We start from the raw sequence: 26572 nt of genomic DNA on the forward strand, positions 1-26572 counted from the left end.
AGAAACAGCCCTCATTTCATTGATGAAATGAGGGCTGTTTCTTTCTCTTTTTAAACTAAGTTTTCGACAAAATGAATAACCATTTCGGCTGATTTTTTCCCAGCTTCATCGATGAATTCGTCAAAGCTTTGAGTTGCTTCGCCATCTGCTGTATCACTCATTGCCCGTACAACTAAGAATGGAATATTGAACTGTGAAGCCGCTTGGCCAATTGCTGCGCCTTCCATTTCGCAAGCTAAGGCTTCAGGAAACTCTTTCTTAATTTTGGCGATTTTCTCAGCGCTATCCACAAAAGTATCTCCAGTAACAATCAATCCTTTACGAATAGCTAAACCAGTTTTTTCAGCAGCTTTCGCAATTTCCATCCGCAAGTATTCACTTGTTTCAAAATACAAAGGCACACCACCAGGCAATTGTCCATAGGCATAACCAAAACCAGTGACATCAACATCAAAATAAGCTAATTTGTCTGCAATGACTAAATCGCCAACTTTTAGTCCTTCACCGATACCACCAGCAGAACCTGTATTAATCACCATATTTACGCCATATTGATGAATCAATAAAGTCGTGGTCACAGCTGAGGCCACTTTACCAATTCCTGAACGAACCACAATCACCTCGTGTCTTCCTAACGAACCAGAAACAAATAAAGCGCCTGCTCGTTCCCATGACATCGTGTCTGTCAATTTTTCTTTTAGAATTTTGACCTCTTGATCCATTGCTCCAATAATTCCAATTTTCATAGTGATTCCTCTTTTCTATAAATTCAAAACGATATATGCCACAACGGCTAATAAAATCGCTACAATAATAATTGCCTTGTTTAACCAAGTACTCCGTTCTCGACGCTTCGAGTATTCTCCTACTCGTGACTTGTTGATCGGTTTTTGTTTTTTCTTTTCTTTACGATAAAACGTCGAAATTTCTTTTTCTTTTCGCTTATACGCTTTTTCCGCCAGCTTCTGCTCTTCTTGCTGACGACGTTCCGCTTCTTTTTCTTCTGCTTCTCTGCGTTTGCGAAGCTCTGTCCGAGTGACTAACGGACCTTTGCTCATTGCGTGTCCTCCTTAAACTGTCTCTGCAGTAAATACAATTCCCAGTATTGTATAGCAAAAAGTGTTTTGGCATCACAAATCGTGCCTTTTGCCACCTCTGCTTTGGCTTCAGCTATTGTTAGCTCGTAAAGTTCCAAGATTTCATCTTCATCTTGAGGACGCGGATTTTCGACTTTCTGCAAATCCGTTGCCAAATAGAGAGCCAATTTTTCATTAGCAAATCCTGGTGACAGATACATTGAATTTATGTAGGTGAGCTGACCTGCACGATACCCAGTTTCTTCTTCTAATTCCCGCATAGCCGTCATTTCCAGTTGATTTTCTTCTCCAGGATCAATTTTTCCCGCTGGAATTTCTAAAATCACTTGTTCCAAGGGTTTTCTAAATTGTTTAACTAAGACGATTTTTCCTTCTGCGGTTAACGGAATCATAGCTACTGCGCCTGAATGAAAAACCAATTCGCGTTTAGCTGTGCCGCCTGTCGGTAAAGCCACGTCATCCAAAAAAACATCAATAATCTTTCCTTTAAAAATTTCTCGACGTTGAAGTGTTTTTTCTTCGAAGTCCTCATAATTTAACATATCTTTCACCAACCTTTCTTGTTTATCATACCCTAAAATGATAAAAATCGCACCCCTTCTTCTCTAGTTAAACCCTTTTCAAAGAAAAAAATTTATTGCTTTAGAAAAAAATTACATTTTCGAAAAAAAATAGACATAAAAAATTCACAACTTCCTTGTATTATTTAAGCATACCAACAAACAACCCTAACAAAACACTTTTTCATTTTTAACTCCTTTCCCGTCCTACCCCCAATTAGGACGGGTCTTTTTTTGCGTTTTATACTTTTTTCTTAGGATTTCACTAAATCATAAAATACATCTTCCGCTGTATGTCTTTTCTCTCACAGAGTATGCTAAAATAACTATTGTAACGAGAGCTGACTCTTTCGAGGATTAGATAGATAGGAGGAACTATATAAATGAACAAATTAAATACAAAATTACTGATTGGCTATATTCTTTTAGGAGCCTTAATCATTGCTGTCGCTAGAGAATATGGCTTCTTCGCTTTTGTGATTCTGGTAGGCTTTTTAGTATTCGTTCTCTATCGAAAAAAGAAAAATGCCGCCGACAAGAGCGATCAAATGCCTTACTTAACGAAAGATAAAGAAGCCCATTATCGTGAGTTGGGGTTATCTCCACAAGAAATTGATTTTTTCAGAAGTACAATGAGCACAGCCAAAAAACAAATCATACAATTACAAGAAAACATGAATCGTTCAACTAAATTACGGGCGATTGACTTACGTAATGATACAACGAAGGTTTCTAAAGCTCTGTTTAAAGAGTTAGTGAAAGAACCTAAAAAGTTACACTTAGCCAATCACTTTCTCTATACACATTTACCAAATATCGTTGACTTAACAAGTAAACATTTAGAAATCGAACAACATGAAGTAAAAAACAAACAAACGTATGAAAAATTAGAAGAAAGCGCACAAATCATTGACCAATTGTCAAAATTAGTTAAAAATGATTATGAGGAAATCGTTTCCGATGACTTAGACGATTTAGATGTCGAAATGTCGATCGCTAAAAGCAGCTTGTCGCAAAAAGCTGCAACTGAGGAATCACCTCAAGTAAACGAAGACCAGCAATAATCATTAGGGAGGAAAAAAAATGACTGAGCAACAACCCAAAGAAACAACATCTGTAACCAATACATTGGACGATTTATTAAGTAATCCATTTTCATCAATGGATGAACTAACACCAACGCAACAAAATGAACTATCTGAGTTAAAAGAACAGCAAGCAGCTCCTCGTTTAATTGATAAATTACCACAAGAACGTCAAGCCCAAGCAAAAGAATTAGCTTCAAAAATTGATGTCCAAGATTCACAAGCAGTAATTACCTATGGTTCAAATGCCCAAATCAAACTCGGCGAATTTTCGCAAGCGATGTTAAACCACGTTCAAGCACAAGACATTGGTCCTGTTGGTGATTCACTGACCGATTTAATGTTTCGTTTAAATGAAGCCAATCCCAATGAATTACGTGCTGGCGAAGGCAACTTTATTCAAAAAATGTTAGGTAAAGTCAAACAATCCGTTTACGAAATTACCGCCAAATATCAAAAAATTGGTGCGCAAATTGACAAAATTGCTGTCAAATTAACCCATGAAAAAGATGGTCTTTTAAAAGATAATGCCATGTTAGATCAATTGTATCAAAAAAATAAAGATTATTTTGATGCCTTAAACATCTATATTGCCGCTGGGGAATTAAAAGCAGAAGAACTACGGACGCAAATTATTCCTGAAGCCATGAAAAAAGCGGAAGAATCTGGAGATCAAATGGATGTCCAAATTGTTAATGATTATAACCAATTCCTAGACCGTTTAGAAAAAAGAACCCATGATTTACGCTTGGCTCGTCAAATTACGATTCAACAAGCCCCACAAATTCGTTTAATTCAAAATACTAACCAAGCTTTGGCTGAGAAAATTCAATCATCGGTGAATACAGCGATTCCGTTATGGAAAAACCAAGTAGTCATCGCCTTGACCTTACTCCGTCAAAAAGATGCTGTGACTGCTCAACGTCAAGTCTCTGAAACCACCAATGACTTACTGAAGAAAAATTCAGAAATGCTAAAAATTTCTGCAATTGAAACAGCAAAAGAAAACGAACGTGGCCTAGTCGATATTGAAACATTACAAAAAACACAAAATGATTTAATTGAAACTATCCAAGAAACATTACGTATTCAACAAGAAGGAAAAGAAAAACGCCAAGCTGCCGAAATCGAACTTGGCCATATGGAAGAAGATTTGAAAAATAAATTATTAGAATTAACACAATAAATAACGTCTAGAACAAACTTCTTATAGTACAAGCCTGGGACAAAAATCCAAAGTGATTTTTGTCCCAGGCTTGCTTTTCTTTTTACGCTTGAATATTGTATTTCAGCCACTTAATGATACAATAAAAGAAAACCATGTTTCTTTTTGAAAGGAGGAGCAATTGTGCCACAATTTGCTTCTAAAGCCGAAGAAAAAAATTATTATGAACGCCAAGCCAGCTTAGCAGAGTTTTTAACTTGGTATCATCAACAAGAATTACCTGAATATGAAAAACCCTCTTTAACCGTTGATATGGTTCTTCTTTGTTACAACAAGGAAGCTGATCAATTAAAAGTCTTACTGATTCAACGTAAAGGTCACCCCTTTAGAAACTCATGGGCGCTTCCTGGCGGTTTTGTTAATCGTAACGAATCTACTGAAGATAGTGTTTTAAGAGAAACAAAAGAGGAAACTGATGTGGTGATTTCTCAAGAAAATATTGAACAATTACACAGCTTTAGTCGCCCAGATCGAGATCCTCGTGGTTGGGTCGTGACAGTCAGCTATTTAGCCTTTATTGGTGAAGAACCTTTAATTGCTGGCGACGATGCCAAAGAAGTCCACTGGTTCAATCTTGAACGGCATGGTCAACACATCACATTATCTCATGAAGATGTGGAAATTACTTTAGACTTGAAAACAGCGGCCTCTCTTGGTAAAGATACATTAGCTTTCGACCATAGTGAAATTATAATTAAGGCGTTTAATCGTGTTGTTGATAAGATGGAACATGAACCGCAAGTGCTTCAAGTCTTAGGAAAAGATTTCACCATTACGGAAGCCCGTAAAGTTTTTGCGAAGTTCCTCGGCGTTGATTATCGCAGCATTGACCATTCAAATTTTAAAAAAGCCATGACACAATATTTTGAAGAGTTAGGTGAACGTCCCGTTGGCATTGGCCGCCCTTCAAAAATTTACCAATTGAAAACAACGACAGGGTTCTAAGAGGAGGGAATATTTTTTGACTGTTTACTTAAGAAAAGCAGAACCTTCTGATTTGCCTGACATCCTTGGTATCATTGAAGATGGACGCCGCACCTTACAAAAAAGTGGCATTCCCCAATGGCAAAACGGCGATGGCCCGAATCAAGAAATTTTAGCAAAAGATATCGACCAGCAAACTTGCTATATTTTAATGGTTGAGGATGCCTTGGCAGGCGTTGGTGTTTTATGTTCGGAGATTGATCCTGCTTATGAAGCGATTTTTAATGGTTCTTGGCAACCTCATTCTCAAACTACGTATACGGCAATTCATCGTGTTGCTCTAAAAAGTTCCTTTCAAGGTCAAGGACTGGCCTTGGTGCTTTTGCGCTCACTGGTTACAGCCACTCGTTTGCAAGGTGCTACTGATATTCGAATCGATACACATCCACAAAATCTCGCTATGCAGTACCTGATTAAAAAAGCTGGCTTTGTTTATCAAGGTGACGTGATTTTAGATGTTAACGATGGCGAACGTTATGCTTATCAGATGATATTGAAATAAAAAAGTTAGGGATAACTGCCAGATTGACAGCTATCCCTAACTTTTTACATCTTATGAACACTATGAGCGCTTTGAATGCCCTCACAGGCTTCTTTACAAGCTTGATTAATTAATAAATAAGAGGATTCTTTTTGGCGGATTCCTAATTGATATTTCAATTCATCTGTCACTTGGCAAGATTCACTTAATGCCTCTAACCAGAAAAATACTCCTTCTTTATACGTATCTAATCCTTCTAGCAAGATTTTCGTTGCTTCTTTATCATAATACGGCTCTAAATTTTTGCGAAACATCATTTCTTCTGTAAAAAAACGATTCACATTATTTCGGCAAAACATATAAGTGTCACGGCCTCTCCGATGTGCAGCCTGATTACAACCGTATTCTTGAACTTCTTTAGAGATGGCTTTGAAAATTTCGTTGTATACTTCAATTCTTTGCATAATTGACAAAATGGTATCTGTATAACTAAACATAACTCCTTGCTCCCTTCCCCTTCTAAGTAACAAAAATTTGCTTGTTACTTTCATTATAAAGGGAATGTTGGGTTTATATCAAATGATACGCTGTTTCCTTGCTAAAATCCTTCGTTTTTTCCTTAGAAGAATAATAAGTAAGTGGATTACTTAATCTGTTATGTTCGGATTTTCTATACTTGGAAAATAAATTATTTTATAAAGCCATTTTCCGTTTTAACTGATGGCAACGGGCCAGTCTGTGTATTGCCAGGAACACCAATATACGTATTGCCGTTGATGGAAGTCATTTCGTTTTCCTCAGCTGCTTCATCTTGAACGGTATAATCACTTTGATATAAAAATTCACCGTTCGTATGGAAGACATAGCCGTCTTGATCTCGTTCATCTGGCTTTTCTAAATTTAAAGACACACGTAATTGATGACGGACATTTTCAATACTATCTGGATATAGTTCAACCATACTGCGCCCTTCATTACTAAAAGTGCGCCAGTCAAAAGAAAGCTGTTGTTTATCATAATTGGTCCAAGTCAAACCTTCTTTGACTAAATGAGTCAATTCATTGGAATCCACATCAGTTTGAATGTTTCCATTTAACGAATCAATAATGTCCATTATTTTCATGATTGATTGACCAGATTTCAACTTGTCTTCAACTGCTTGAATAATTTCTTGTTGTCGGAATCCACGCATAATATCGTTATCGCTATGTCTTTCACGGGCATAAGATAAAGCTTTCGTACCATCTAAATGCTGTTTCCCTGCATCAAAATGAATGGATCCTGGCCCGTCTTTGGTGACACCATCAAACGCCTGCTTGACATTGACATCTATGCCACCAACCGCATCAATTAACTTAATAAAAGATAAAAAGTTAAACACAACGTAATGATTGATTGGAATATTCAATAATTTCTCAACTGTGTTAACAGAAGCTGTTGGTCCATCGTAGGTATAGGCGGCTTCAATTCGCTGCATCCCTTGGTAATTTTTCGCATCAATTTGAACAAAACTATCCCGTGGCAAACTTAAATAGGTTATTTTCTTCGTCTTGTTATTCACGGTAATCACCATCATAGCATCAGTCCTAGTTGTGCCTAATTTCCGTTCAATTGTATTGTCTAGACCCATGACCAAAAACGATTGACTATCTTTATTTTGCGCTTCAGTATAATCATTTTTTATGGGGACATAGCCTTTATCAATCGTTTTCTTTAAATAGCTACCCGCTACAGCAAAGTATGCTGAGCCGACTGTGACAAAAAACAAAATGATGACTAAACTAATTAAGCTGATTTTTCGCTTCCTACTCATTGGCTGTACTTCCTCTCTCTTGAAAAGTCTCCACCATCATTACTACTCCTCTAAGCAGACAAGAGACAAGTCTATCTTACCAGTCCCCTTCAAAACTAAACATAGCAGAATTTATATAGGGGTATAACCTAGAGGAAACAAAAAAGAGGGGCTTGTTTGTTTAAAAGCCTCTCTTTTTTGTTATTTATTTTTGTGTTCTTTTTTGAACAATTCCACCATTTTTTGCTGTGGTTTTGGAAAAACATACTCTGAAAATTGTTGTGCTGCCACCCATCGCTGCGACTCTAGTGTGGCTAATTCGCCTGTATTTCGGCCATAAAAGACTAAGATATGCCATTTTAAATGACTGAAAATATGAACGACTTCGCCTAAGGCACGTTTTTGCCAGACAACTGTGTCATAGTCAGCAAAAACATTGACAGGTTCTTCAGCAACCAAAGGCTCTGTTACAGGATCTAACTCTAAAGTTAATTGTTTTTCCGTTTCTGCTGGTTGCGCCAGTTTTTGCAATTGTTGAAATTGTTTTTTGCTAATTTCTTCAATCGGAAACAGCCACATATTGGCTAACAAACCGGTTTCAGGGCGTTGTTCTAATAAAAATTCTTGCTTTTTATTTTCAATAATAGTGCCGACATAATACACATCTTTCGGCTTAACTTTTTTTGATTTGACTGGATAAGCGGTCATTTTATCTGCCTGATAGGCCGCACAATATTGCTGAAGCGGACAGCTTTCACACTTAGGTGAAGTTGGGGTGCAGACGGCTGAGCCTAGATCCATTAAGGCTTGATTAAAATCCCCTGGACGCTCACGATCGATGATTTTAAGCATCGCCGCTTCAAATACTTTACGACTACTCGCTTTTGCAATATCTGCATCAATTTCAAATAAACGGCTCACTACCCGCATGACGTTACCGTCAATTGCTGGTTCGGGGAGATTAAAGGCAATACTGCCAATCGCACCAGCCGTATAGGGGCCGATTCCTTTTAAACTCCGAATATCTTCGATTGTGTCAGGCATTTTCCCACCAAATTCTGAAACAATCTGTTGCGCTGCCACTTTTAAATTACGCGCTCGTGAATAGTAGCCTAACCCTTCCCAAGCTTTCAACAACTTATCATCTGGCGCTTCCGCTAAATCTTGAATCGTCGGAAACCATTCCATAAATCGATAAAAATAATCAATGACTGTATCTACGCGAGTTTGTTGTAGCATAATTTCAGAAATCCAAATACGATATGCATCTGTATTCGCTCGCCAAGGTAAATTGCGTTTTTCTCGTTCATACCAAGCTAAAAAATCTTCCTGGAATGAACTAACTTTTTCGGGACTCCACGCCTCCCAAGGCTCTTTATTCGTCATGTTCTACTTCCTTTTCGCTAATAAATTGCTGAATCAAATCATAGTCAAACCCTTTTTGGAATAAGCTTTGTTTGACTTTTTGGACTTTTTTAGAAAAATCAAATCGCTGATTGGCACGCCATAAACGTTCGCCTTCCTTGTTTAACGCTTGTTGTTCTTGTTCTTCGTCCTTTTCAAAAGCTAAAGATTCCAAAGCTAGATCAATGATTTCATTTGTAAAGCCCTTTTGCATCAGATGCAGACGCGTTTTCTGTAGTGCATCTTTAAAACTTTTAGTTCGATAGCGTTTCATGGCCTTTTCTGCAGTTGCTATGGCAACATTAAGCTGTTCATCTAACGTATAAAAGGTCAAGCCATGCTGAATATCTTCTTCACTAATGCCTTTTTGCTTTAATTGTTGTGCCACATTTCGTGGTCCTTTATCACTGGTTCGCATAGCTGTCCGTACGTAACTTTCACTAAAAATTGCATCATCCAACAACCGCAGCTCTTCTAAACGTTGAACGATTTTTACTCGATCTTCAGGTACAATTTCTTTCTCTTTTAAATAAGTAAAAATCTCTTTCTTTGAACGTAATTGATAGCTTAAATAATTCATCGCCATTTGTAACCCGACATCATAAGAACTGGCTTTTTTTATTTCTTCTATTAAAGTATCTGATAACTCTTGGCCTTTTAGCAGACGCTGCCGTACTAAAATATCTTCCGAGACACGCAGTTTTTCGCCTGAAGATAGCCAAAGTAGATAAAATTCACCTTTATCTTTACTAATTCGTGTGATTGTTGTCATCTTATTCTCCTGCCCCTCTAAATCAGAACATATATTCTACTATACCATAGAATCCTTGGAAGCCAAATAAATAAAAATGTGCTAAAATGGGAGGAAGTGAAAAATGTGAGATGACTAAAGGATGAAAGAATATGACCCAACAACTAGTAAAAAAAGGCCAACAAATTTCTTTAAAAATTAAACGATTAGGAATTAATGGCGAAGGTATCGGCTATTATAAAAAATTAATTATTTTCGTTCCTGGGGCGCTACCGAAAGAAGAAGTGACTGCCACGATCACAAATGTTACACCAAAATTTGCTGAAGGAACCCTTCAATCTGTCAAAAAAGCTGCTAAAGATCGCGTGGTCCCTCCTTGTCCTGTCTATGAAACATGTGGCGGCTGCCAACTACAACATTTAGCCTACAAAGCACAATTAGACTTTAAAAAAGATTTATTAAAGCAGGCGCTTAACAAATTTAAACCAGCCAATTATCAAAACTATGAACTACGAAAAACAATTGGGATGGAGAATCCTTGGAATTATCGAAATAAAGCCCAATTCCAATTACGCCAAATCGATGGACAAGTAGAAGCTGGTCTCTATCAAGCTGATTCACATCAATTAGTACCGATTGATAACTGTTTGGTCCAACAGCCTGCGACAACCAAGGTGATGAATACATTAGTTGATTTATTGAATGACTTTCAATTACCAATTTATGATGAACGTAAAAATAGTGGTATCTTTCGAACATTAATGGTTCGAGTGGGCATCCAAACTGGCGAAGTCCAAGTAGTGTTCATTACACAATCGCAGAAATTTCCACAAAAAGAAAAAATGGTTCGCGCAATTAATGAACAATTACCAGAAGTTGTTTCTATTATGCAAAATGTCCAAAATAAAAAAACCTCTCTAGTAATGGGTGATGATACCCTTCACTTATGGGGCAAAGAAAGCATTGAAGAACACATTAACGACGTTGTCTTTGATTTATCGCCGCGAGCATTTTTCCAATTGAATCCAGAACAAACGGAAGTTTTATATAATGAAGGAATCAAGGCCTTAGATTTACAACCAAATGAAACTGTTGTTGATGCTTATTGTGGCGTCGGGACCATTGGCTTAAGTTTAGCGAAACAAGCGCATCAAGTTCGTGGTATGGATACCATTCCCGCCGCAATTGACGATGCTAGATTCAATGCAAAACGACTTGGTGTTACGAACACACATTATGCTGTTGGAACAGCTGAAGACTTATTACCTAAATGGTTCAAAGAAGGCTTTAAACCTGATGCCATTGTAGTTGATCCCCCACGGACTGGTTTGGATCGTAAATTATTAACGGCCCTTTTGAAACAACCACCTAAGAAAATGGTGTATATTTCTTGTAATGTATCCACGTTAGCACGTGATTTAGTTCAATTAGCCAAAGTATATCAAGTAGACTATTTACAATCTGTTGATATGTTTCCACAAACCGCTCGTTGTGAAGTTGTCGTAAAATTAACGAGAAAATAAAAAAAGGAGCGTGGGACAAAAATCACTTTGGATTTTTGCTCCACGCTCAAAAACTGATAAACGGCGGGAACAGAACCAACTCCTTCGGAAATAAGCCGAAATTATCCAAAAATTAAAAAGCAATTTTCGGAAATTTCTTCTTATTTCTCGGAGCTAAACGGTTCTGTCCCGACCTCCTTTAACTAATTAAACAATTATTTACTTAATTAGCTATTTTTTCGTCCGAAGAAGAATGAAACCACAGCAACTAAAATTACTGCCCCAATAATTGATGGCACAATTGCCATACCTGCTACGTGAGGACCCCAGCTACCTAAGATTTTTTCTCCGATAAATGAACCAACTAAACCGGCAACGATATTCGCAATCCAACCCATTGATTGACCTTTGCTTGTAAGCGCGCCAGCGATAGCACCGATAACAGCACCAACGATTAAAACCCATAAAGTATGCATAAAATAATTCCTCCTAAATGCTTTATCTAGCGAATAATTCGCTATGTTACTATTATGAACTATTTTTATTAGATAACAAAATAGTTTGCTTATTTCCATGAAAAAAAAGCAATAATTTCTGATAATTTCATTAAAAAAACTCAGAACAGGAGACCGAAGTGCACTGTTCTGAGCTTTTATTTAAGAAATTGTTGGTCGTTTTACTCGTTCATGTGCGACATCCGCTGCTTGAATCTCTTTATTATTAAAAGGTGTTAAGCGGAATGCCAATTGGAATTCTTCAAACGTAGTTCGGTATTTTTCTAATTGCCACTGGCCGCAAGAGTAGCTACCTAGGGCGTTTTGTTTGTAATCGATATTTAAAACAACATACTCACTTTCTTGTAATTCATTGGTATGCTTAGCAACATCTAGCGCTTGTTCTTCAAAATAAGAAACACTAAAATTATATGAATCAGCCGCTGTTGCTACTACCCCTTGGCCGCGATCATCCGTGAATGCGGACCATTTAGTCGCCATGTGGTTACCATTGGCTTGTGGAACAACATAATTAGTGAACATTTCCGCCACTGTAGCATCATAAACGCCAAGTAAACCAGCTTCTTGTGAATCTACATAGTTTTCTCTCGGCCCTTTACCGAAATATTTTACTTCTGATAGAGACTTGTCTAAATGGAGAGTCACACCCAAACGTGGTAACATATCTGGCGCATTTTCAATTTTACCAGCAGGACTACCTTTTAAGTCGAAGAAAATTTCGCCATTTGGTGCAATTAAATACTGATAGGTACATTGATAATGCCAAGCACTGTTAGTCGTTCCGTTAATTGTTTTTACGATGACTTGGATAAAATCATCAACTTTTTTCCACTCAAAAGAACGGACAATTTCATGCTCTAAATGTAAGAAATATTTCTTCTTCATTTCATCAATAATTTCCATATCATTACTGATTGGTGCCCGCCAAAATGTAAATTTCGGCCCTTTATGCAATAATTTTTTACCATCTCGTGTCACATTCGTTAAGGCGCCCTTCACTTTATCAAAATTAATTGAAAAGTTTGGTCCTTCAATGTATAAATGAGGGCCAATTTCCTTTGCCATTAGCGAGCCAACTGGTGTGATCTCAATCCCTGGTGTTGCAATTGGCAATTCAAACTGTGCGGTAGCTAATTCATGACCAGCAGATGCATAGGCAGTCGTTTCTTTCAATTGATATGAAAGAGTTAAATAATAGGCGGCTCCTGCCTTTTTAGGAAAATCTAAATGATAAGGTAAGTGCAGTCTTCCTTCTGCTCTAGCAGCAATTGCTGGCACTGCTACTGTCCCTGATTGAATCACTGTTTGATCTTCAGTAATTGTATAAACCAGCTTAAAGATAGCCAAGTTTTCAAAGTCAAACCGACTCAATAATGAGAATTCACCTGACAGAACGTCAATAGCGCTAGTTGTAATGGGTTCAATGACTTTTTTGTATTCATACAAGCTAGGAGATGGCGTACGGTCAGGCATCAACATCCCATCAATACAAAAATCTTTGTTACTTGGATCATCGCCGAAATCGCCGCCATAACGATAATAAACTTCACCGTTATCTGTTACAGATTCAATGCCATGGTCAAACCATTCCCAAATAAAGCCACCTTGTAATTTATCATGAGCATAAAATAGCTCTTGGTATTCTTTTAAATTCCCAGGGCCATTACCCATCGCATGACAATATTCACATAAAATATGCGGTTTTTTTGAATTTTCAATAATCGTATTCATCAGTAATTCTCTAGTTGGGTGTTCCAACCACGTATACATTGTAGAATAGACATCCGTGACCTCTGCCTCAAAATCACCTTCATAATGAACCAAACGTGTTGGATCCATTTCTTTTGCAATACGGGCCATTTCAATAAAGTTATGACCAAACGCAGATTCATTCCCTAACGACCAAAAGAGAATTGATGGATGATTTTTATCCCGTTGAATCATCCGTACCATCCGAGAAACATAAGCCGTTTCCCATTCTGGATCGTTGCTAATCCAATCATATTCTCCGGTTAATTCAAAGCCGTGACATTCCAAATCAGTTTCATCAATCACATACATTCCATATTCATCGCATAAATCATAGAAATAAGCAGATGCTGGATAATGACTGGTTCGAATGGCATTAATATTAAATTGTTTCATTAAACGAATATCTTTTTCAATTTCTTCACGACTAACCACTCGACCATTTTTCGGATTATAATCATGACGATTCATTCCTTTTAGTTTAATGGCCACACCATTGACTAAGAAAGTCTCACCAGATACATGAATATTTCTGAAACCAATTTTTTGCGGAATAACTTCGACGACTTCCCCTTCAGAAAAAACAGTGATAAATAGTTGATACAAGTATGGTTTTTCAGCTGACCAAGCAGTGACAGACGGCAAACTTGCTGAAAATTCAACCGTACCTTGATTTCCTGCGACAGTCTCTTTAAGAACCGTTTTTCCCTGCTGATCCATCAACTCCAATTGAACTTGTTGTCCTTTGTCTTGCCAAAATTTACCCGTAATTGCCAAGTGCCCATTTTGATACGAATCATCTAAATCGGAAATAATAAAGAAATCTTCCAGCCCATTTTCTGGTACACCGAGTAATTCAACATCACGAAAAATACCACTTAACCACCACATATCTTGATCCTCTAAATACGTACCATCTGACCATTGATAGACTCGCACCGTTAAATCATTTGTTTCACCAATTTTAGCGTAAGGCGTAATGTCAAATTCTGCTTCATTTCGTGCACCTTTACTGTAGCCAACTTCATGGCCGTTCACCCAAACATGATAAGCTGAATCTACGCCACAAAAACGTAAAATGATTTTTTTATCGTGAAATGTTTCATCTATAGCAAATGTCCGTTTGTAAATACCTGTTGGGTTTTCCGTTGGTACATACGGCGGATTAATGGGAAAATTGTACCATAAATCAGAGTAATGCATTTTGCCATATCCTTGGACTTGCCAATTTCCAGGAACAGTGATTTGATCCATTTGGCTTGTATCAAAGTCCGTCGCAAAAAAGTTTTCTGGGCTGTATTCTGGCGCTTCTAAAAAGAGAAAATGCCAGCATCCGTTTAAATTTTTGTATGCTTGTGTATATTTATTTTCATTTAATAACGCTGTTTCTTTCGAAGGAAAGCTCGAAAAGTGTGCTCGTCCAGGCAACCGATTAATACTATCTACTTTATAATTTTCCCAAGTCTTCATAATCCATTTCTCCTTTACCAACTTCATTTTTTTCTTTTGTTTCATATCGTTTCCAACAAATCCAAGCAAAGCCCATAAAGACAATTAACCCAATGATGTTATACGCCAACATGCCCAGTGGACTAGCGGTTCCTTTCGGTAACGTGCCATTGATTTCTTCCATGATTAATTTTGGATCCGGCACAGTTGACATAAAGAATACAAAGATAAAAATGGCTAATAAGAAAATTCCCGCAATTAAGCCAAAGGTTCGATTACCAAAGCGGAAACTTCTCGGCATTGTTTCTTTTTTCCAACGAAGCCCAATATAGGCGATTAACAAGAACAAGACAGGCACTAATGACGTAGAAGCTGTCATATTAATTAACGTTTCTAAAAAGCTATCCATATTTCCAATTCCTAATGCTGGAATGGCAACTAAAATCGTCACAATAATTCCTTGAACTAACAAAGCATTGGTTGGATTTCCCTCTTCGTTCGTTTTCACTAGCCACTTACCGAAGACCCCATCAGGAATTTCTGAGAAAAATACTTTAACTGGTGCTGCCGTCCACAGAGCCAAAGAACCAAGACTTCCGACAAATAAGATAATTCCTACTAAGCGCACCATCATTGCTGCGGGAATATGGAAATACGTACCTAAAATTTTAAAAATATCAAAAATACCATTTGAAAAATTTCCTTTTAAGACGTCCGTTGGCACTACCAAACCTACAGCAACGGCACCAAGAATATACATGATACCGACCGCAATCGTTGCACCAATCATCGTGCGGACAAACGTTTTATTGCCGCCTTTAACATCCTTAATATATACACCGATACTTTCACCACCGCCAACAGCTTGTAAAATCCACGCCATCGTCATGAAAAAAGTCCAATTAAAAGTTGGCATAATTGACGTCGTGGTAAACTCTTGTGCTGGCTCATTGCCAAAACCAAACACGACGACAAAGGCTAAAACCACAAAAGCTACGCCCATAAATAAACGAGCACCACCCGCTAAGCTAGTCACTTTCGAAATCCACGAAACCCCTTTAATACAAACCCATGTCATTAACCAAAATAACAGGATAGAAATCACTGCAATTATTTTAGTGCTATGGTTTCCTTGAAAAACGTTTTGACCTAAAAAAGCGTATGAACCATAAATCAATGTATTCGGTAGCAATGAACAGAAGAAAAACAAGTTGACAAAGAAATACGACCAAGCGCCTAAAAATGCCCATTTAGGTCCTAGCACAGATTCCAACCAACTGTGAACACCTGATTCATTTTCAGAATTAGCAGAAGCAAATTCTGCAATCATTAGAATAAATGGTAAAAAGTAAAAAATAGAGCCGAATAAATAGCCTGGAATAGTTGCTAGGCCAATCTGAATACTGTTGTTAACAATGCTGGGAAAGGCAAAAACCGCTGAAAAAGTCATGAGCATCAATGCGACAGAACCTAATCGTTCCCGTGAATGTGTTGCCATTTTACTACATCCTCTCTTTATCAAATTAATTAGTACTCACACATTGTAAAACGCTTACAGTTTTTTAAAAATAAAAAATGTTGCCTATTTCTTGTAAAGATGTTGACTTTTAGAAAGCCTTTACATACTCTTATAAAGAGGTGATAGCATGCAAAATGTTTTTACAAATAATGTCAGCATCCTGATTAATGATCAACCTATTAGCCAAGAATTTCATCTTTATGAAGCTGGCTATGAAAAATGCCGTCCGACAAAACCAACTGAGTTTGCCCCCATTAATTATTGGGTTTTGCATTATTGTAGCGATGGTGAAGGCTATTTTTCAACACCCTTTATGGAAAAACAACACATTACCGCTGGCGATTTGTTTATGATCCCAGCCAATTGTCGCAATATTTATTATCCTAATCGGCAAAATCCTTGGACCTATCATTGGGTCGGTTTTGTTGGAGATCTTTCGTCTCAGTATTTAGAAAAAATAGGCCTGACTACCGAAAATTGTATTTTAAAAGGAACTGTTGATAAGAAATTAGAAAGTTTATTTAAAAATATTTACCAAGAAGCGAAGAAACATAATCATTTTGGCAGCTTAAGTGAAAGCTTTCAATTGTTGAATTATCTAGAGCATCATTCCGTTACACAGCACGAAAATCAAAGCCAACAATTATTTAACCAAATAAAAATGGCTATTCACGAAAATTTTTCAAACAATCTTTCAATTAGTCAATTAGCTTCTGAGTATAACATTGATCGTAGCTATTTATTTAAGCTATTTCAGCGTTATGAACAAACAAATCCTAGTATTTATGTACAAAACTTAAAATTGCAAAAAGCCTGTTCTCTATTAAGAAAAAGTTCCTTAACCATCACGGAAATCAGTTTTGAAGCAGGTTTTTCTTCACCTTCTTATTTTTCAAAATTTTTCTTCCAGAAAAAAGAGATGACACCTCGACAATATCGTCAACAGTTTTTGACTTAAAATAAATTGTCATTATTCTTAAATCTGTATTTTTATCCTTTTAAAAGATTGACGAAGTTTTCGCTATGCAGCATACTTGTCAATCTTTTATATAATGACTAATTTACTCGAAACTACCATTAAGCAAATACAGTACTTCTTTAACCAACACCTTTGAAATATTTTGACACTAATGTAATAGTCTCTACGGATCGTATTTTTGATAGATTAATAGTTTAAAATTTATATTTTTTATCACCTAGTATATATTCTTAAGCTTTTCTTAATATTTAATTGTTACAAAAATATTTCAAAAATGTTACAATAGGTAACGAAAGGAATGATTAAAATGAAAAAAATGTTTTTAGGACTCTTTTGTTTTGTTTCGATTACCACACTATCAGTTTCTAATGTATGGGCAGAAGATTCGGCTAATGAAGCTTCTGTGGAAAAGTCAACAGTTACTTCTTTAACTCAAGAAACTTCAGCAACAACAATTAATGCTTCAACTGATTCAACAGCACTTACAGCTGAAAGCGAGGAACTTCCATCGCTTCGTCAAACACTTCTTAATTACGTAGGTATGTATGGTTTAACAGAAACCTTGATAAATCGTTTATCTGATGACGAACTGGACTACGCAAAAAAAGTTTCGTTTCATTTTGTAAACCAAGACATCAGTGGAACAGCGAGAATGATTACTAAATTATATGGTGAGAAACCTATCCCGGAGGACTCCTACTCTACAGATTACTCAACATTAACGATTGATGACTTAAAAAATTATTTACCTCAAATTCGACTTTCGTTAATTTATGTATATGATTTAAATAGTGATGTTGTAAATAATTTAAGCGATCAAACACTCGTCGATTTAATTAATCAAGTCAAGGTAGACTACGCTAACCAAAATTACCCATCTGATGTCCGTGGTGATTATGGTTTAGCAGCAATGGCAGATAAAATAAAAGCAAACGATTATACGTCAATTAATCAAAGTGCTGAAAGTGTTTCTTCGGATACTACTAATACAGAATCTACATTACAAACAACTACGAGCAGTTCGAAGAAAGCTACTACATCAAGTTCAACCGAGCACAAAAAGGGGATATTTCCCAGTACTGGCGAAAAAAAATCAGTTTTATTTACTATCATTGGAATCATCTTACTATCTTTAGTTAGTATATTCATTATAAAAAATAAAAAGAAATAGACCTACTATTCAGTCACTATTTAAATAATTTGCTTTTTATCAAATAATATTGGTAACGAGAATTTATAGAAAATTATCAAATCCAGAGGTTAAGATCCTCTGGATTTTCTCTTTAGCTAGGAATGCTTATCTTTATTAAACGAAAAGATTATTTTGACAATCAATTCACTAACTTTACCACCATTTAAAAGCTTAATAAAAAAGAACCCTTGCAACACAAGGGTTCTCGAACATTCAAAAGTTGAATGAATTATTTTACTGTTACTGAAGCGCCAACTTCTTCTAAAGCAGCTTTTAAAGCTTCTGCTTCTTCTTTAGAAACAGCTTCTTTAACTGGTGCAGGAGCGCCATCAACTACAGCTTTAGCTTCTTTCAAGCCTAAGCCAGTTGCTTCACGAACTGCTTTGATAACTTTAACTTTTTGATCGCCAGCTGCTGTTAATTCAACAGTGAATTCAGTTTGTTCTTCTGCTGCTCCACCTGCTGCTGGTCCAGCTACTGCTACAGGAGCTGCTGCTGATACGTCAAATTTTTCTTCGATAGCTTTAACTAATTCGCTTAGTTCTAAGATAGTTGCTGTTTCTAACTCAGCAACGATGTTTTCAATGTTTAATGCCATTTTGAATTTCCTCCATTTAAATTAAAATTGTTTGTTTTTTATTGGTTTGAATTAGACTGCAATTAAGCAACTTCTTCGTTTTTCTCTGCCACTGCTTTGACAGCGTAAGCCACGTTGCGGACTGGCGCTTGTAATACAGATAATAGCATAGATAGTAAACCTTCGCGGTTTGGTAGTTTTGCCAACGCAGTAATTTGTTCCACTGAAGAAACTTTTCCTTCGATGACGCCACCTTTGATTTCTAATGCTTTTGCATCTTTAGCAAATTCGTCGATGATTTTAGCTGGTGCTACTACATCGTCGTTGCTGAATGCGACAGCAGTTGGGCCTGTAAAGACTTCGTCTAAGCCGTCTAAACCAACTTTTTTAGCTGCACGAGAAAGGATTGAGTTTTTGATGACTTTCATTTCTACGCCTGCATCACGTAATTGTTTACGTAAGTTAGTGACTTCTTCAACTGTTAAACCACGGTAGTCCACGATTACAACTGATGCTGCTGATTCAAATTTCTCAGCGGCTGCTTGAACTAGGGTTTCTTTTTTAGCGATTGCTGCTTCACTCATTTATTTCACCTCCTGATTTTGATGGTGGAGTTGGACTTGGTTTACGTTATGTAAAGTAGAAGAATCAAATGAAACTTCGCTCACTTCGTTCGCCAAGTATTGTTTTACATCGGCTTTTTTTCAAAAAGTCGTGTAAAACAACAAAACTCCATGCCACCGTAGACATAGAGGGACCGAATTGTATATAACTCAACAATTGTCCTCGGTAGGAAATTAAGACTTGCGTCACCTACTGTCTTCGGTACAGTTAATTATTAACCTCACTCACTTTACCATAGGGTAAGTGAGTGAGTCAAGAATTTTTTAATTATTTTCTTTCAAATTAGAAAGAAGCTTGGTCAACGTGGATTCCAGGTCCAAATGTTGTTGTTACTGAAATGTTTTTGATGTATTGACCTTTAGCAGTTGATGGTTTAGCTTTCAATAATACGTCGTTAATTGTGTTGAAGTTTTCAACCAATTTTTCGTTATCAAATGAAACTTTACCGATTGGTACGTGGATGTTACCAGCTTTGTCAACGCGGTAAGTTACTTTACCAGCTTTAACTTCTTCAACAGCTTTTGTAACGTCCATTGTTACAGTACCCGTTTTAGGGTTTGGCATTAAACCTTTTGGTCCTAAGACACGGCCTAATTTACCAACTGTAGCCATCATGTCAGGAGTCGCAACAACTACGTCAAAGTCGAACCATCCACCTTGGATTTTTGCAACCATGTCGTCGTCGCCTACGAAATCTGCACCAGCAGCTTCAGCTTCTTTAGCTTTTTCGCCTTTAGCGAATACTAAAACAGTTTGTGTTTTACCAGTTCCGTTTGGAAGCACAACTGCTCCACGGATTTGTTGGTCTGCTTTTTTAGGGTCAACGTTCAATTTGTAAGCAACTTCAACTGTTGCGTCAAATTTCGCGATGTTTGTATCTTTTGCTAAAGCTACTGCTTCTTCAACTGAGTAAGCTTTTGTAGCATCAACTTTTTTCAATGCTTCTTGCATTTTTTTGCTCTTTTTAGCCATTTTGTTTCCTCCTTGATTGTGGTTATAACGGTTGTACCTCCCACGTCTTTCATATCTTTAAATATGAAACGAACTGAGAAGCTACTTCTTTGAGTAAGTGTGGAATAAAAATTATTCTACGATGATACCCATGCTTCGTGCAGTTCCTGCAACCATGCGCATTGCTGCTTCAACGTCAGCGGCGTTTAGGTCTGCCATTTTAAGTTCAGCGATTTCTTTCACTTGATCGCTTGAAACTGTTGCAACTTTAGTTTTGTTTGGTTCACCTGAACCTTTTTCGATTTTTGCAGCTTTTTTCAATAAGACTGCAGCAGGTGGTGTTTTAGTAATGAATGTAAATGAACGATCTTCATATACAGAGATTACTACTGGAATAATTAAGCCTGCTTGGTCAGCTGTACGAGCATTGAATTCTTTAGTGAATCCCATGATGTTGATACCTGCTTGACCTAACGCTGGACCTACTGGTGGAGCTGGTGTTGCTTTCCCCGCAGGAATTTGTAATTTAACGATTTTTTCTACTTTTTTAGCCACGAAAATACCTCCTTAAGTTCTCGTGCGTGGTTAATGGGGTTGAGATTTCCCCTCCCACTCAACGTACATTTAAAACATACCCTATTACTATACAGGATTCCCTTTACTTTTTCAAGATGTTTTTATGATTTCAAGACAATTTTTTTATCCGTTATTTTCTTCATGAAATGCGCATCATGCTCAATCACTAGCATTGCAGGCTTCACAGATAAGATTAGCGCTTCTAATTGTTGATGATTAAACACATCCAAGTAATTAAGGGGTTCATCCCAAATATAAAGCTCTGCTGATTGAGACAATGATTTGGCTACTTCGACTTTTTTCCGTTGCCCCATACTCATTTGTTCAATTCGATTAGTGAAAACGGCACGCTCCATCCCAAGTTTTCGTAAGTTATTTAAAAATTGGGTGTAATCTAACTGATTTTTCTCTGCAAATTCGGATAAAGTTCCTTGATTGTCTTCATAATCTTGGCGCACATAAGAAATGGTTAATTGGTGAGCCAAAGTGGCTTCGCCTTCTGAATCCCCAGAAAAATTATCCAATAAATACTGAATCAAGCTCGATTTTCCTGAGCCATTTTTTCCTGTTATTCCGACAATTTCTCCCGCGTTTATTGAAAAAGAAATTGGCGCAAACAGCCAATTTTTCTCGTAGCCTAGACGAAGCTCTTCCACCGTCAATAATGTTTTGTGATGCGTTGGCTGATAATCCATTGACAAAGAATCAATATACTCAAGATCTTTTAATAGTTTTTCTTTTTCTGCTAATTGTGTTTCGGCGCGTTGTTGAATATGTTTCGAGCGCTTCATTACGCGCGCTGCCCGGGCACCAATGGCTCCTGTATCAAAAATCGCCCCGCTCCCTTTTTCCTTAGCGTTGCCGTACTTATCACCTTCACGGTTCATCGACCATTCCGCTTTTTTACGAGCGGTTTCTTTCAAGCGATTGACTTCTTTTTTGATTTTTTCATTTTCTGCTAGTTCAAAAGCATCTCTTAATTTTTTTTGCTCTTCATAAATAGAAAAATTCCCTTGATACAGCGTCAATTGACTTTTTTCAATCGCCAAAATATGATCAACCACTTCATCAACAAATGCCCGATCGTGGCTGACTAAAATAAACCCGTGTTTCTTTTTCTTCAAATATTCAGCCACTTGTTGTCTGCCAGCTAGATCTAAGTGATTTGTTGGCTCGTCAATTAAAGGAAAGGCATTTTCTTCAATAAAAAGAAGACCTAATAAAACTTTCGTCTTTTCGCCGCCTGATAAAGAAGAAAAGGGACGCCATAAAACTTCAGGATCAACGTTTAAAAGCGTTAATTCTCGTTCTAATTTCCACTGTTCAAAAGAAGTCACCTCTTGTAAGACATAATAAGTGAGCTGTTGTTCTTCTGCAACTGTTTGTGGAAAATAGACGAAATCGACTTGATGAAGAATCTCTCCTTGGTAATCCAACTGCTTTTGTAACAATCTTAATAAGGTTGTTTTCCCACGGCCATTGCGGCCAATCAATCCTAATTTCCAATTGGTATCCATCGTGATATTTGCCTGATCAAAAAGCAACGCTTCTTGATTATCATAGGCAAAAGATAGTTGTTTTAGTTCAATTTTCGACATAAATATACCTCCATAAAGCAAAATTGATGCAGCTTTACGGAAATCAGCGGCATCAATCCAAGGTATACAAAAAGACCCGTGGTTGAATTCTTTAAGCTAATTTCCGAAAATCCGCACACTCCACCCGTTATATTCAGGCAAAGTTATACAGTTTCTCTAAAAAATTAACTTAAATTTTCAACGCACGAATCCCTCTTTTCGTCTTTTATTATCTAGAATTTAGCATCTCTTCACTGATTTGTCAACGAAGGCCCCTTGCTTTCATTCTGATAAAAATTTAAATTATTCGCTAAAACACAAGCGATTGCCTAGTTCCCCGCCATTTTTTGTGTTAGACTTCCAATGAAAACATATTCTAATGAAGAAGGTGCTGAAATGGAAGAGTTACGCTTTAATAGTGTTTTTGATATTATCGGACCTGTTATGATTGGTCCAAGCAGTTCTCATACAGCTGGAGCGGCAAGAATTGGAAAAGTGGTTCGCAGTATTTTTGGACAGCAACCTGATAGCGTTGACATTTATTTATATGAGTCTTTTGCCAAAACTTATCGTGGTCACGGAACAGATATCGCCTTAGTTGGCGGCCTTTTAGGCATGGAACCAGATGATGAGCAACTATCCAATTCTTTGGAAATTGCCTATGAACAAGGAATGGAAGTTTGTTTTATTCCTAAAAGTGAAAAAGCAGACCACCCTAATTCCGTTAAAATTGTGGTTTCTTCTGGCGACCGAAAACTATCTGTGACAGGAATTTCAATTGGTGGTGGAAACATTCAAATTTCTGAATTAAATGGCTTCAAATTGTCTTTAAGTATGGGCACGCCAACATTTATCGTTGTTCATCAAGATGTTCCTGGCATGATTGCTAAGGTGACCAACATCCTTTCAGCTAGCGATATCAATATTAGTACAATGACCGTTACCCGAGAATCTAAAGGGGAAAAAGCGATTATGATTATTGAAGTTGATCAAGCCGAAGTCGGTGACATTGTCATGCAATTAGCTGAAATCCCTCATATATATAGCGTTAACTATTTTGACTAAATGAACGTAAAGGAGTAATACGATGTTTTATTCAATTGAAGATTTGGTAGCTCAAGCGAAAGATTACCCTTCTGTGAGCGAATTAATGATTGCAACAGAAATGGCTCATGGCGGGTATTCTCGTGAACGAATTATTGAAACAATGGAAAAAAATCTAGCCGTTATGAAACAATCCGTCGCTGAAGGAATCGCTGGTGTTACCTCAGTAACAGGGCTAACTGGTGGCGATGCAACCCGCTTAAATGATTACATACATTCAGGCAACTTTTTAAGCGGTGAGACCATTTTACAAGCCGTGCGAAATGCGATTGCTGTTAATGAGGTTAATGCAAAAATGGGCTTGATTTGTGCTACACCAACCGCAGGCAGTGCCGGAGTAGTTTCTGGCGTCTTGTTGGCAGTTATTGATCGCTTAAAGTTAACGCATCAACAACAATTGGATTTTCTATTTACAGCTGGGGCTTTTGGCTTAGTGATTGCCAATAATGCCTCAATCAGTGGTGCCGAAGGTGGTTGTCAAGCTGAAGTCGGTTCTGCTAGTGCAATGGCAAGTGCCGCTTTAGTTGCGGCTTCTGGCGGTACGCCTGATCAATCTGCTCAAGCTGTGGCCATTACGATAAAAAATATGATGGGCCTCATTTGTGATCCTGTTGCGGGACTTGTTGAAGTCCCTTGCGTGAAGCGAAACGCATTAGGTTCTTCTCAAGCCTTCATCTCAGCTGACATGGCTTTAGCGGGGATTCGAAGTGTCATTCCGCCAGATGAAGTCATCCACGCAATGTACCAAGTGGGACGCCAAATGCCACAAATTTTCAAGGAAACCGCTGAAGGCGGTCTTGCGGTGACACCAACTGCACAACGTTTAAGCAAAGAAATTCTAGAGAAACAAAAATAGAAATAACTATAGCAAGAAGCTTACAGAAAAAAACGTCCATTCGTTTTTTCCGTAAGCTTCTTCTTTAATAACTTGTTCCGCCTAAACCAACCACAGCGACAATTCCATTCATGACATCTTTCATCGTTTCACCCACAAATGAAACGGTTCTACCATCAATGCGTTTAATCATTGGTAACATTTCAATACGATCTGCTTGTGCTGTCGTCACGCATTGCAATTTTACAGTTGCAGGTGTTTGCAAGGCATATCGGGGTAATTCAGACAACGCAAAGGAAGTTAACACTTGACTTGTAGTCGCTACGATAGCTTCCCGAACTTGTTGCATGGGTCTATTTTTGATTGCATAACGTCCCAGAGATTCTTTGGTGGAAACAAAGGGAACTTTGGACATCATTTTTTCTTGAAAAAGTTGTTCCTCTAAGCCTGATTCACCGATAATTAAACCAACAGGGACACCTAATTCGCTAGCGTAAGCTGCATTAATTGTCGTTTCATTCATCGCTAAGTCGTTTATTTTTAAATCATAAGCAACACTAGCGCTATACCCATGATCCATATTCCCTTTTTGTTTACCAATACCGGCATGATAACCTAAGAAAAAGACCACATCATAGCTACTATCCAAGCCACTCATCATATAATCCATGCGAGGAAAGCCGCTCACTAAGGAAATTCGTTCATCCATTTCTGCCAAGCGCGCATAAGCTAAATTCAATCCACGGCTATGCGAATCGGCAATAGTAATTTCTGTAATTTGTTCATTTTTGGCACTCTTTTGAATCCCTTCAATTAACCAAGCCACATGTTGGTGATATAATTCTCGGAATAAAACGGTGTCTTCTTTTTCCATATCAAATGTCGCAATACCTGCTAATCCTTCAATATCGCATGATACATAAATCTTCATTTGTTCCACTCCTTTGACAATGGCTGAACCAGTGCTTGAATTTTGTCAGCATCTAAATTTTTGATTAATTGAATGACTAATTCTTTCGCCGCTTGGTAATCTTGAAAATCTACATAGCAATGGGGTGTGTGAGCGTAACGGACAGGAATTCCTACAACAATCGTCGGGGCTCCTTGAACTTGTGTAATCGCCATGCCATTGGTTCCACCACCACTTCGAACAGAAACTTGAACAGGAATTTTGTGTATTTTAGCAATCTCTAGTGCATACTCTTGAAATTCCGGATTCGTAATCATAGAAACATCAAAATAACGTAACATCGGTCCTTTTCCCATTGCTGATTGAATCATCTCTGGCGTTTCTGCCGTATCATCAGCCGGGCAGCCTTCGAAAACAATAGCTAAATCAGGATTGACTTGTTTTGCGGCAATAAGTGCTCCTCTTTCGCCAACTTCTTCTTGTGCAGTTACTGTCGCAACTAACTTGAATGGAAGCGTCTCTTCTTTCAACTCCTCCATGACATCCACTAAGCAAGCACAGCCAATGCGACAATCAAAAGCTTTTCCTAAAAAAAGATCTGTCTGTTCGTTGTAACAGCACGTCACATCTGGAATGACCGGTGCACCAAGATCGATTTTGTAAGTTTCAATTACTTCTTCTTTTGAGGTAGCACCAATGTCGATCGTCAAATCAGCAATGGTTAACGGTCGCTGACGTTCCTCTGGTGTCATAAAATGAGGGGGCCGACTAGTAACTACGCCTGGCAGATAGGTACCTTCCCGGTTACGAATCCGAACTTTTTGTGCAGAAATCGTATTAGGGACCCAGCCACCTAACGGAAGAAAACGCAACAAGCCGTTTTCTTTAATTGCTTGAATCATAAAACCCACTTCGTCACTATGAGCATCAAAAAGCACTACTGGACCTTCACTTAGATTATTTTTCTTCTCAAGATATAAATTTTTAATGGAATCTAGCCGTTGAATAGTAAAATCCGCAGTTGCGTGTTGAAGGATTCTAACGACTTCTGTTTCAAAGCCTGAAACACCATTAGCATTTGAAAGTTCCTGAATTAATTGAACAGCTTGACTTTTTTTCATTTTTTCCCAACCT

Annotated in this window: 26 protein-coding genes and 1 other annotated feature; of the genes, 9 read left to right on the forward strand and 17 right to left on the reverse strand. The window is 37.6% G+C overall.

Translation table 11 applies throughout. From position 1 onward, the window contains the following. Window positions 1-50: 50 nt before the first annotated feature. The 3 genes from IGJ63_RS10395 to IGJ63_RS10405 are packed head-to-tail and all read right to left on the reverse strand — an operon-like array spanning window position 51 to window position 1639. Window positions 51-746 (reverse strand): 5'-methylthioadenosine/adenosylhomocysteine nucleosidase, encoded by a 696-nt coding sequence (locus IGJ63_RS10395; protein WP_002356454.1) that lies wholly within the window; start codon window positions 744-746, stop codon window positions 51-53. A 15-nt stretch (window positions 747-761) separates the two neighbouring features. After that, window positions 762-1058: a cell wall synthase accessory phosphoprotein MacP gene (gene macP / locus IGJ63_RS10400; RefSeq protein WP_002356451.1), complete on the reverse strand. Its 297-nt coding sequence runs from the start codon at window positions 1056-1058 to the stop codon at window positions 762-764. Next, on the reverse strand, window positions 1055-1639 hold the full coding sequence (locus IGJ63_RS10405; RefSeq protein ID WP_002367189.1) for an NUDIX domain-containing protein: 585 nt from the start codon (window positions 1637-1639) through the stop codon (window positions 1055-1057). The genes macP and IGJ63_RS10405 overlap by 4 nt, the downstream gene beginning before the upstream one ends. Window positions 1640-2040: 401 nt before the next feature. Here IGJ63_RS10405 and IGJ63_RS10410 point away from each other — a divergent pair, with 401 nt between their 5' ends. From IGJ63_RS10410 to IGJ63_RS10425, 4 genes are all read left to right on the forward strand, one after another. Further along, the gene (locus tag IGJ63_RS10410; RefSeq protein ID WP_002356448.1) at window positions 2041-2721 is read left to right on the forward strand and encodes a 5-bromo-4-chloroindolyl phosphate hydrolysis family protein; all 681 of its coding nucleotides are present in this window, start codon (window positions 2041-2043) and stop codon (window positions 2719-2721) included. Between the two features lie 19 nt (window positions 2722-2740). After that, window positions 2741-3928 (forward strand): toxic anion resistance protein, encoded by a 1188-nt coding sequence (locus IGJ63_RS10415; protein ID WP_002356447.1) that lies wholly within the window; start codon window positions 2741-2743, stop codon window positions 3926-3928. A 144-nt stretch (window positions 3929-4072) separates the two neighbouring features. After that, a complete protein-coding gene (locus IGJ63_RS10420; RefSeq protein ID WP_438746439.1) occupies window positions 4073-4912 on the forward strand; it encodes an NUDIX domain-containing protein in 840 nt (279 codons plus the stop codon). 16 nt (window positions 4913-4928) lie between these two features. Continuing rightward, window positions 4929-5453, forward strand: a complete 525-nt coding sequence (locus IGJ63_RS10425) for a GNAT family N-acetyltransferase (protein WP_438746441.1) — start codon at window positions 4929-4931, stop codon at window positions 5451-5453. A 44-nt stretch (window positions 5454-5497) separates the two neighbouring features. Here the strand turns inward: IGJ63_RS10425 and IGJ63_RS10430 are convergent, their stop codons facing one another. From IGJ63_RS10430 to recX, 4 genes are all read right to left on the reverse strand, one after another. Then, a complete protein-coding gene (locus IGJ63_RS10430; protein ID WP_002356444.1) occupies window positions 5498-5983 on the reverse strand; it encodes a hypothetical protein in 486 nt (161 codons plus the stop codon). A gap of 137 nt (window positions 5984-6120) precedes the next feature. Further along, window positions 6121-7245: an LCP family protein gene (locus IGJ63_RS10435; protein ID WP_002368824.1), complete on the reverse strand. Its 1125-nt coding sequence runs from the start codon at window positions 7243-7245 to the stop codon at window positions 6121-6123. Between the two features lie 180 nt (window positions 7246-7425). Continuing rightward, a complete protein-coding gene (gene mutY, locus IGJ63_RS10440; RefSeq protein WP_010713147.1) occupies window positions 7426-8610 on the reverse strand; it encodes an A/G-specific adenine glycosylase in 1185 nt (394 codons plus the stop codon). Beyond that, complete coding sequence (gene recX / locus IGJ63_RS10445) at window positions 8600-9400, reverse strand: recombination regulator RecX (protein ID WP_010713146.1); 801 nt, start codon at window positions 9398-9400, stop codon at window positions 8600-8602. The genes mutY and recX overlap by 11 nt, the downstream gene beginning before the upstream one ends. A gap of 131 nt (window positions 9401-9531) precedes the next feature. Here recX and rlmD point away from each other — a divergent pair, with 131 nt between their 5' ends. Then, window positions 9532-10902, forward strand: coding sequence for a 23S rRNA (uracil(1939)-C(5))-methyltransferase RlmD (rlmD, locus tag IGJ63_RS10450; protein WP_002359466.1), 1371 nt, complete (start codon window positions 9532-9534; stop codon window positions 10900-10902). Window positions 10903-11108: 206 nt separating this feature from the next. Here the strand turns inward: rlmD and IGJ63_RS10455 are convergent, their stop codons facing one another. The 3 genes from IGJ63_RS10455 to IGJ63_RS10465 all read right to left on the reverse strand — a co-directional run bounded on the left by IGJ63_RS10455 (window position 11109) and on the right by IGJ63_RS10465 (window position 16092). Then, window positions 11109-11357, reverse strand: a complete 249-nt coding sequence (locus tag IGJ63_RS10455) for a GlsB/YeaQ/YmgE family stress response membrane protein (protein ID WP_002356434.1) — start codon at window positions 11355-11357, stop codon at window positions 11109-11111. 180 nt (window positions 11358-11537) lie between these two features. Then, complete coding sequence (ebgA, locus tag IGJ63_RS10460; RefSeq protein ID WP_438746444.1) at window positions 11538-14660, reverse strand: beta-galactosidase subunit alpha; 3123 nt, start codon at window positions 14658-14660, stop codon at window positions 11538-11540. Next, window positions 14593-16092 carry an amino acid permease gene (locus IGJ63_RS10465; RefSeq protein WP_002359464.1) on the reverse strand — a complete coding sequence of 500 codons (1500 nt, stop codon included), beginning with the start codon at window positions 16090-16092 and terminating at the stop codon, window positions 14593-14595. Before IGJ63_RS10465 ends, ebgA begins: the two co-directional genes overlap by 68 nt. A 148-nt stretch (window positions 16093-16240) precedes the next feature. On the opposite strand from IGJ63_RS10465, the gene IGJ63_RS10470 reads away from it, so the two are divergent. Together IGJ63_RS10470 and IGJ63_RS10475 are read left to right on the forward strand one after the other, a co-directional pair. Next, entirely contained in the window at window positions 16241-17071 is an 831-nt protein-coding gene (locus IGJ63_RS10470) for an AraC family transcriptional regulator (RefSeq protein WP_002356429.1), read from the forward strand. A 319-nt stretch (window positions 17072-17390) separates the two neighbouring features. Beyond that, complete coding sequence (locus IGJ63_RS10475) at window positions 17391-18263, forward strand: LPXTG cell wall anchor domain-containing protein (RefSeq protein ID WP_002379759.1); 873 nt, start codon at window positions 17391-17393, stop codon at window positions 18261-18263. Window positions 18264-18513: 250 nt separating this feature from the next. Here IGJ63_RS10475 and rplL read toward each other — a convergent pair whose 3' ends face one another. The 5 genes from rplL to lsa(A) all read right to left on the reverse strand — a co-directional run bounded on the left by rplL (window position 18514) and on the right by lsa(A) (window position 22610). Then, window positions 18514-18882 carry a 50S ribosomal protein L7/L12 gene (gene rplL, locus IGJ63_RS10480; protein WP_002356427.1) on the reverse strand — a complete coding sequence of 123 codons (369 nt, stop codon included), beginning with the start codon at window positions 18880-18882 and terminating at the stop codon, window positions 18514-18516. A gap of 62 nt (window positions 18883-18944) precedes the next feature. Beyond that, the gene (gene rplJ / locus IGJ63_RS10485) at window positions 18945-19445 is read right to left on the reverse strand and encodes a 50S ribosomal protein L10 (RefSeq protein WP_002356426.1); all 501 of its coding nucleotides are present in this window, start codon (window positions 19443-19445) and stop codon (window positions 18945-18947) included. A gap of 130 nt (window positions 19446-19575) precedes the next feature. Next, window positions 19576-19705 (reverse strand) — a sequence feature (ribosomal protein L10 leader region). A 62-nt stretch (window positions 19706-19767) separates the two neighbouring features. Beyond that, window positions 19768-20457: a 50S ribosomal protein L1 gene (gene rplA, locus IGJ63_RS10490; protein ID WP_002356425.1), complete on the reverse strand. Its 690-nt coding sequence runs from the start codon at window positions 20455-20457 to the stop codon at window positions 19768-19770. Between the two features lie 111 nt (window positions 20458-20568). Further along, on the reverse strand, window positions 20569-20991 hold the full coding sequence (gene rplK, locus IGJ63_RS10495) for a 50S ribosomal protein L11 (RefSeq protein WP_002356424.1): 423 nt from the start codon (window positions 20989-20991) through the stop codon (window positions 20569-20571). Window positions 20992-21113: 122 nt separating this feature from the next. Beyond that, window positions 21114-22610, reverse strand: coding sequence for an ABC-F type ribosomal protection protein Lsa(A) (gene lsa(A), locus IGJ63_RS10500; RefSeq protein ID WP_002387187.1), 1497 nt, complete (start codon window positions 22608-22610; stop codon window positions 21114-21116). 375 nt (window positions 22611-22985) lie between these two features. On the opposite strand from lsa(A), the gene sdaAB reads away from it, so the two are divergent. Next, entirely contained in the window at window positions 22986-23654 is a 669-nt protein-coding gene (sdaAB, locus tag IGJ63_RS10505; RefSeq protein ID WP_010706830.1) for an L-serine ammonia-lyase, iron-sulfur-dependent subunit beta, read from the forward strand. A 22-nt stretch (window positions 23655-23676) separates the two neighbouring features. Further along, complete coding sequence (gene sdaAA / locus IGJ63_RS10510; RefSeq protein ID WP_002362308.1) at window positions 23677-24549, forward strand: L-serine ammonia-lyase, iron-sulfur-dependent, subunit alpha; 873 nt, start codon at window positions 23677-23679, stop codon at window positions 24547-24549. A 64-nt stretch (window positions 24550-24613) separates the two neighbouring features. On the opposite strand, the gene IGJ63_RS10515 is transcribed toward sdaAA, so the two are convergent. Beyond that, window positions 24614-25459, reverse strand: a complete 846-nt coding sequence (locus IGJ63_RS10515; RefSeq protein WP_002362310.1) for a M55 family metallopeptidase — start codon at window positions 25457-25459, stop codon at window positions 24614-24616. Continuing rightward, the gene (locus IGJ63_RS10520) at window positions 25456-26559 is read right to left on the reverse strand and encodes a M42 family metallopeptidase (RefSeq protein WP_002397881.1); all 1104 of its coding nucleotides are present in this window, start codon (window positions 26557-26559) and stop codon (window positions 25456-25458) included. The genes IGJ63_RS10515 and IGJ63_RS10520 overlap by 4 nt, the downstream gene beginning before the upstream one ends. Between the last annotated feature and the right edge of the window lie 13 nt (window positions 26560-26572).

It is taken from the genome of Enterococcus sp. DIV1375a, from assembly GCF_051712205.1.
In the GTDB taxonomy this organism is placed as follows: Bacteria; Bacillota; Bacilli; order Lactobacillales; family Enterococcaceae; genus Enterococcus; species Enterococcus faecalis.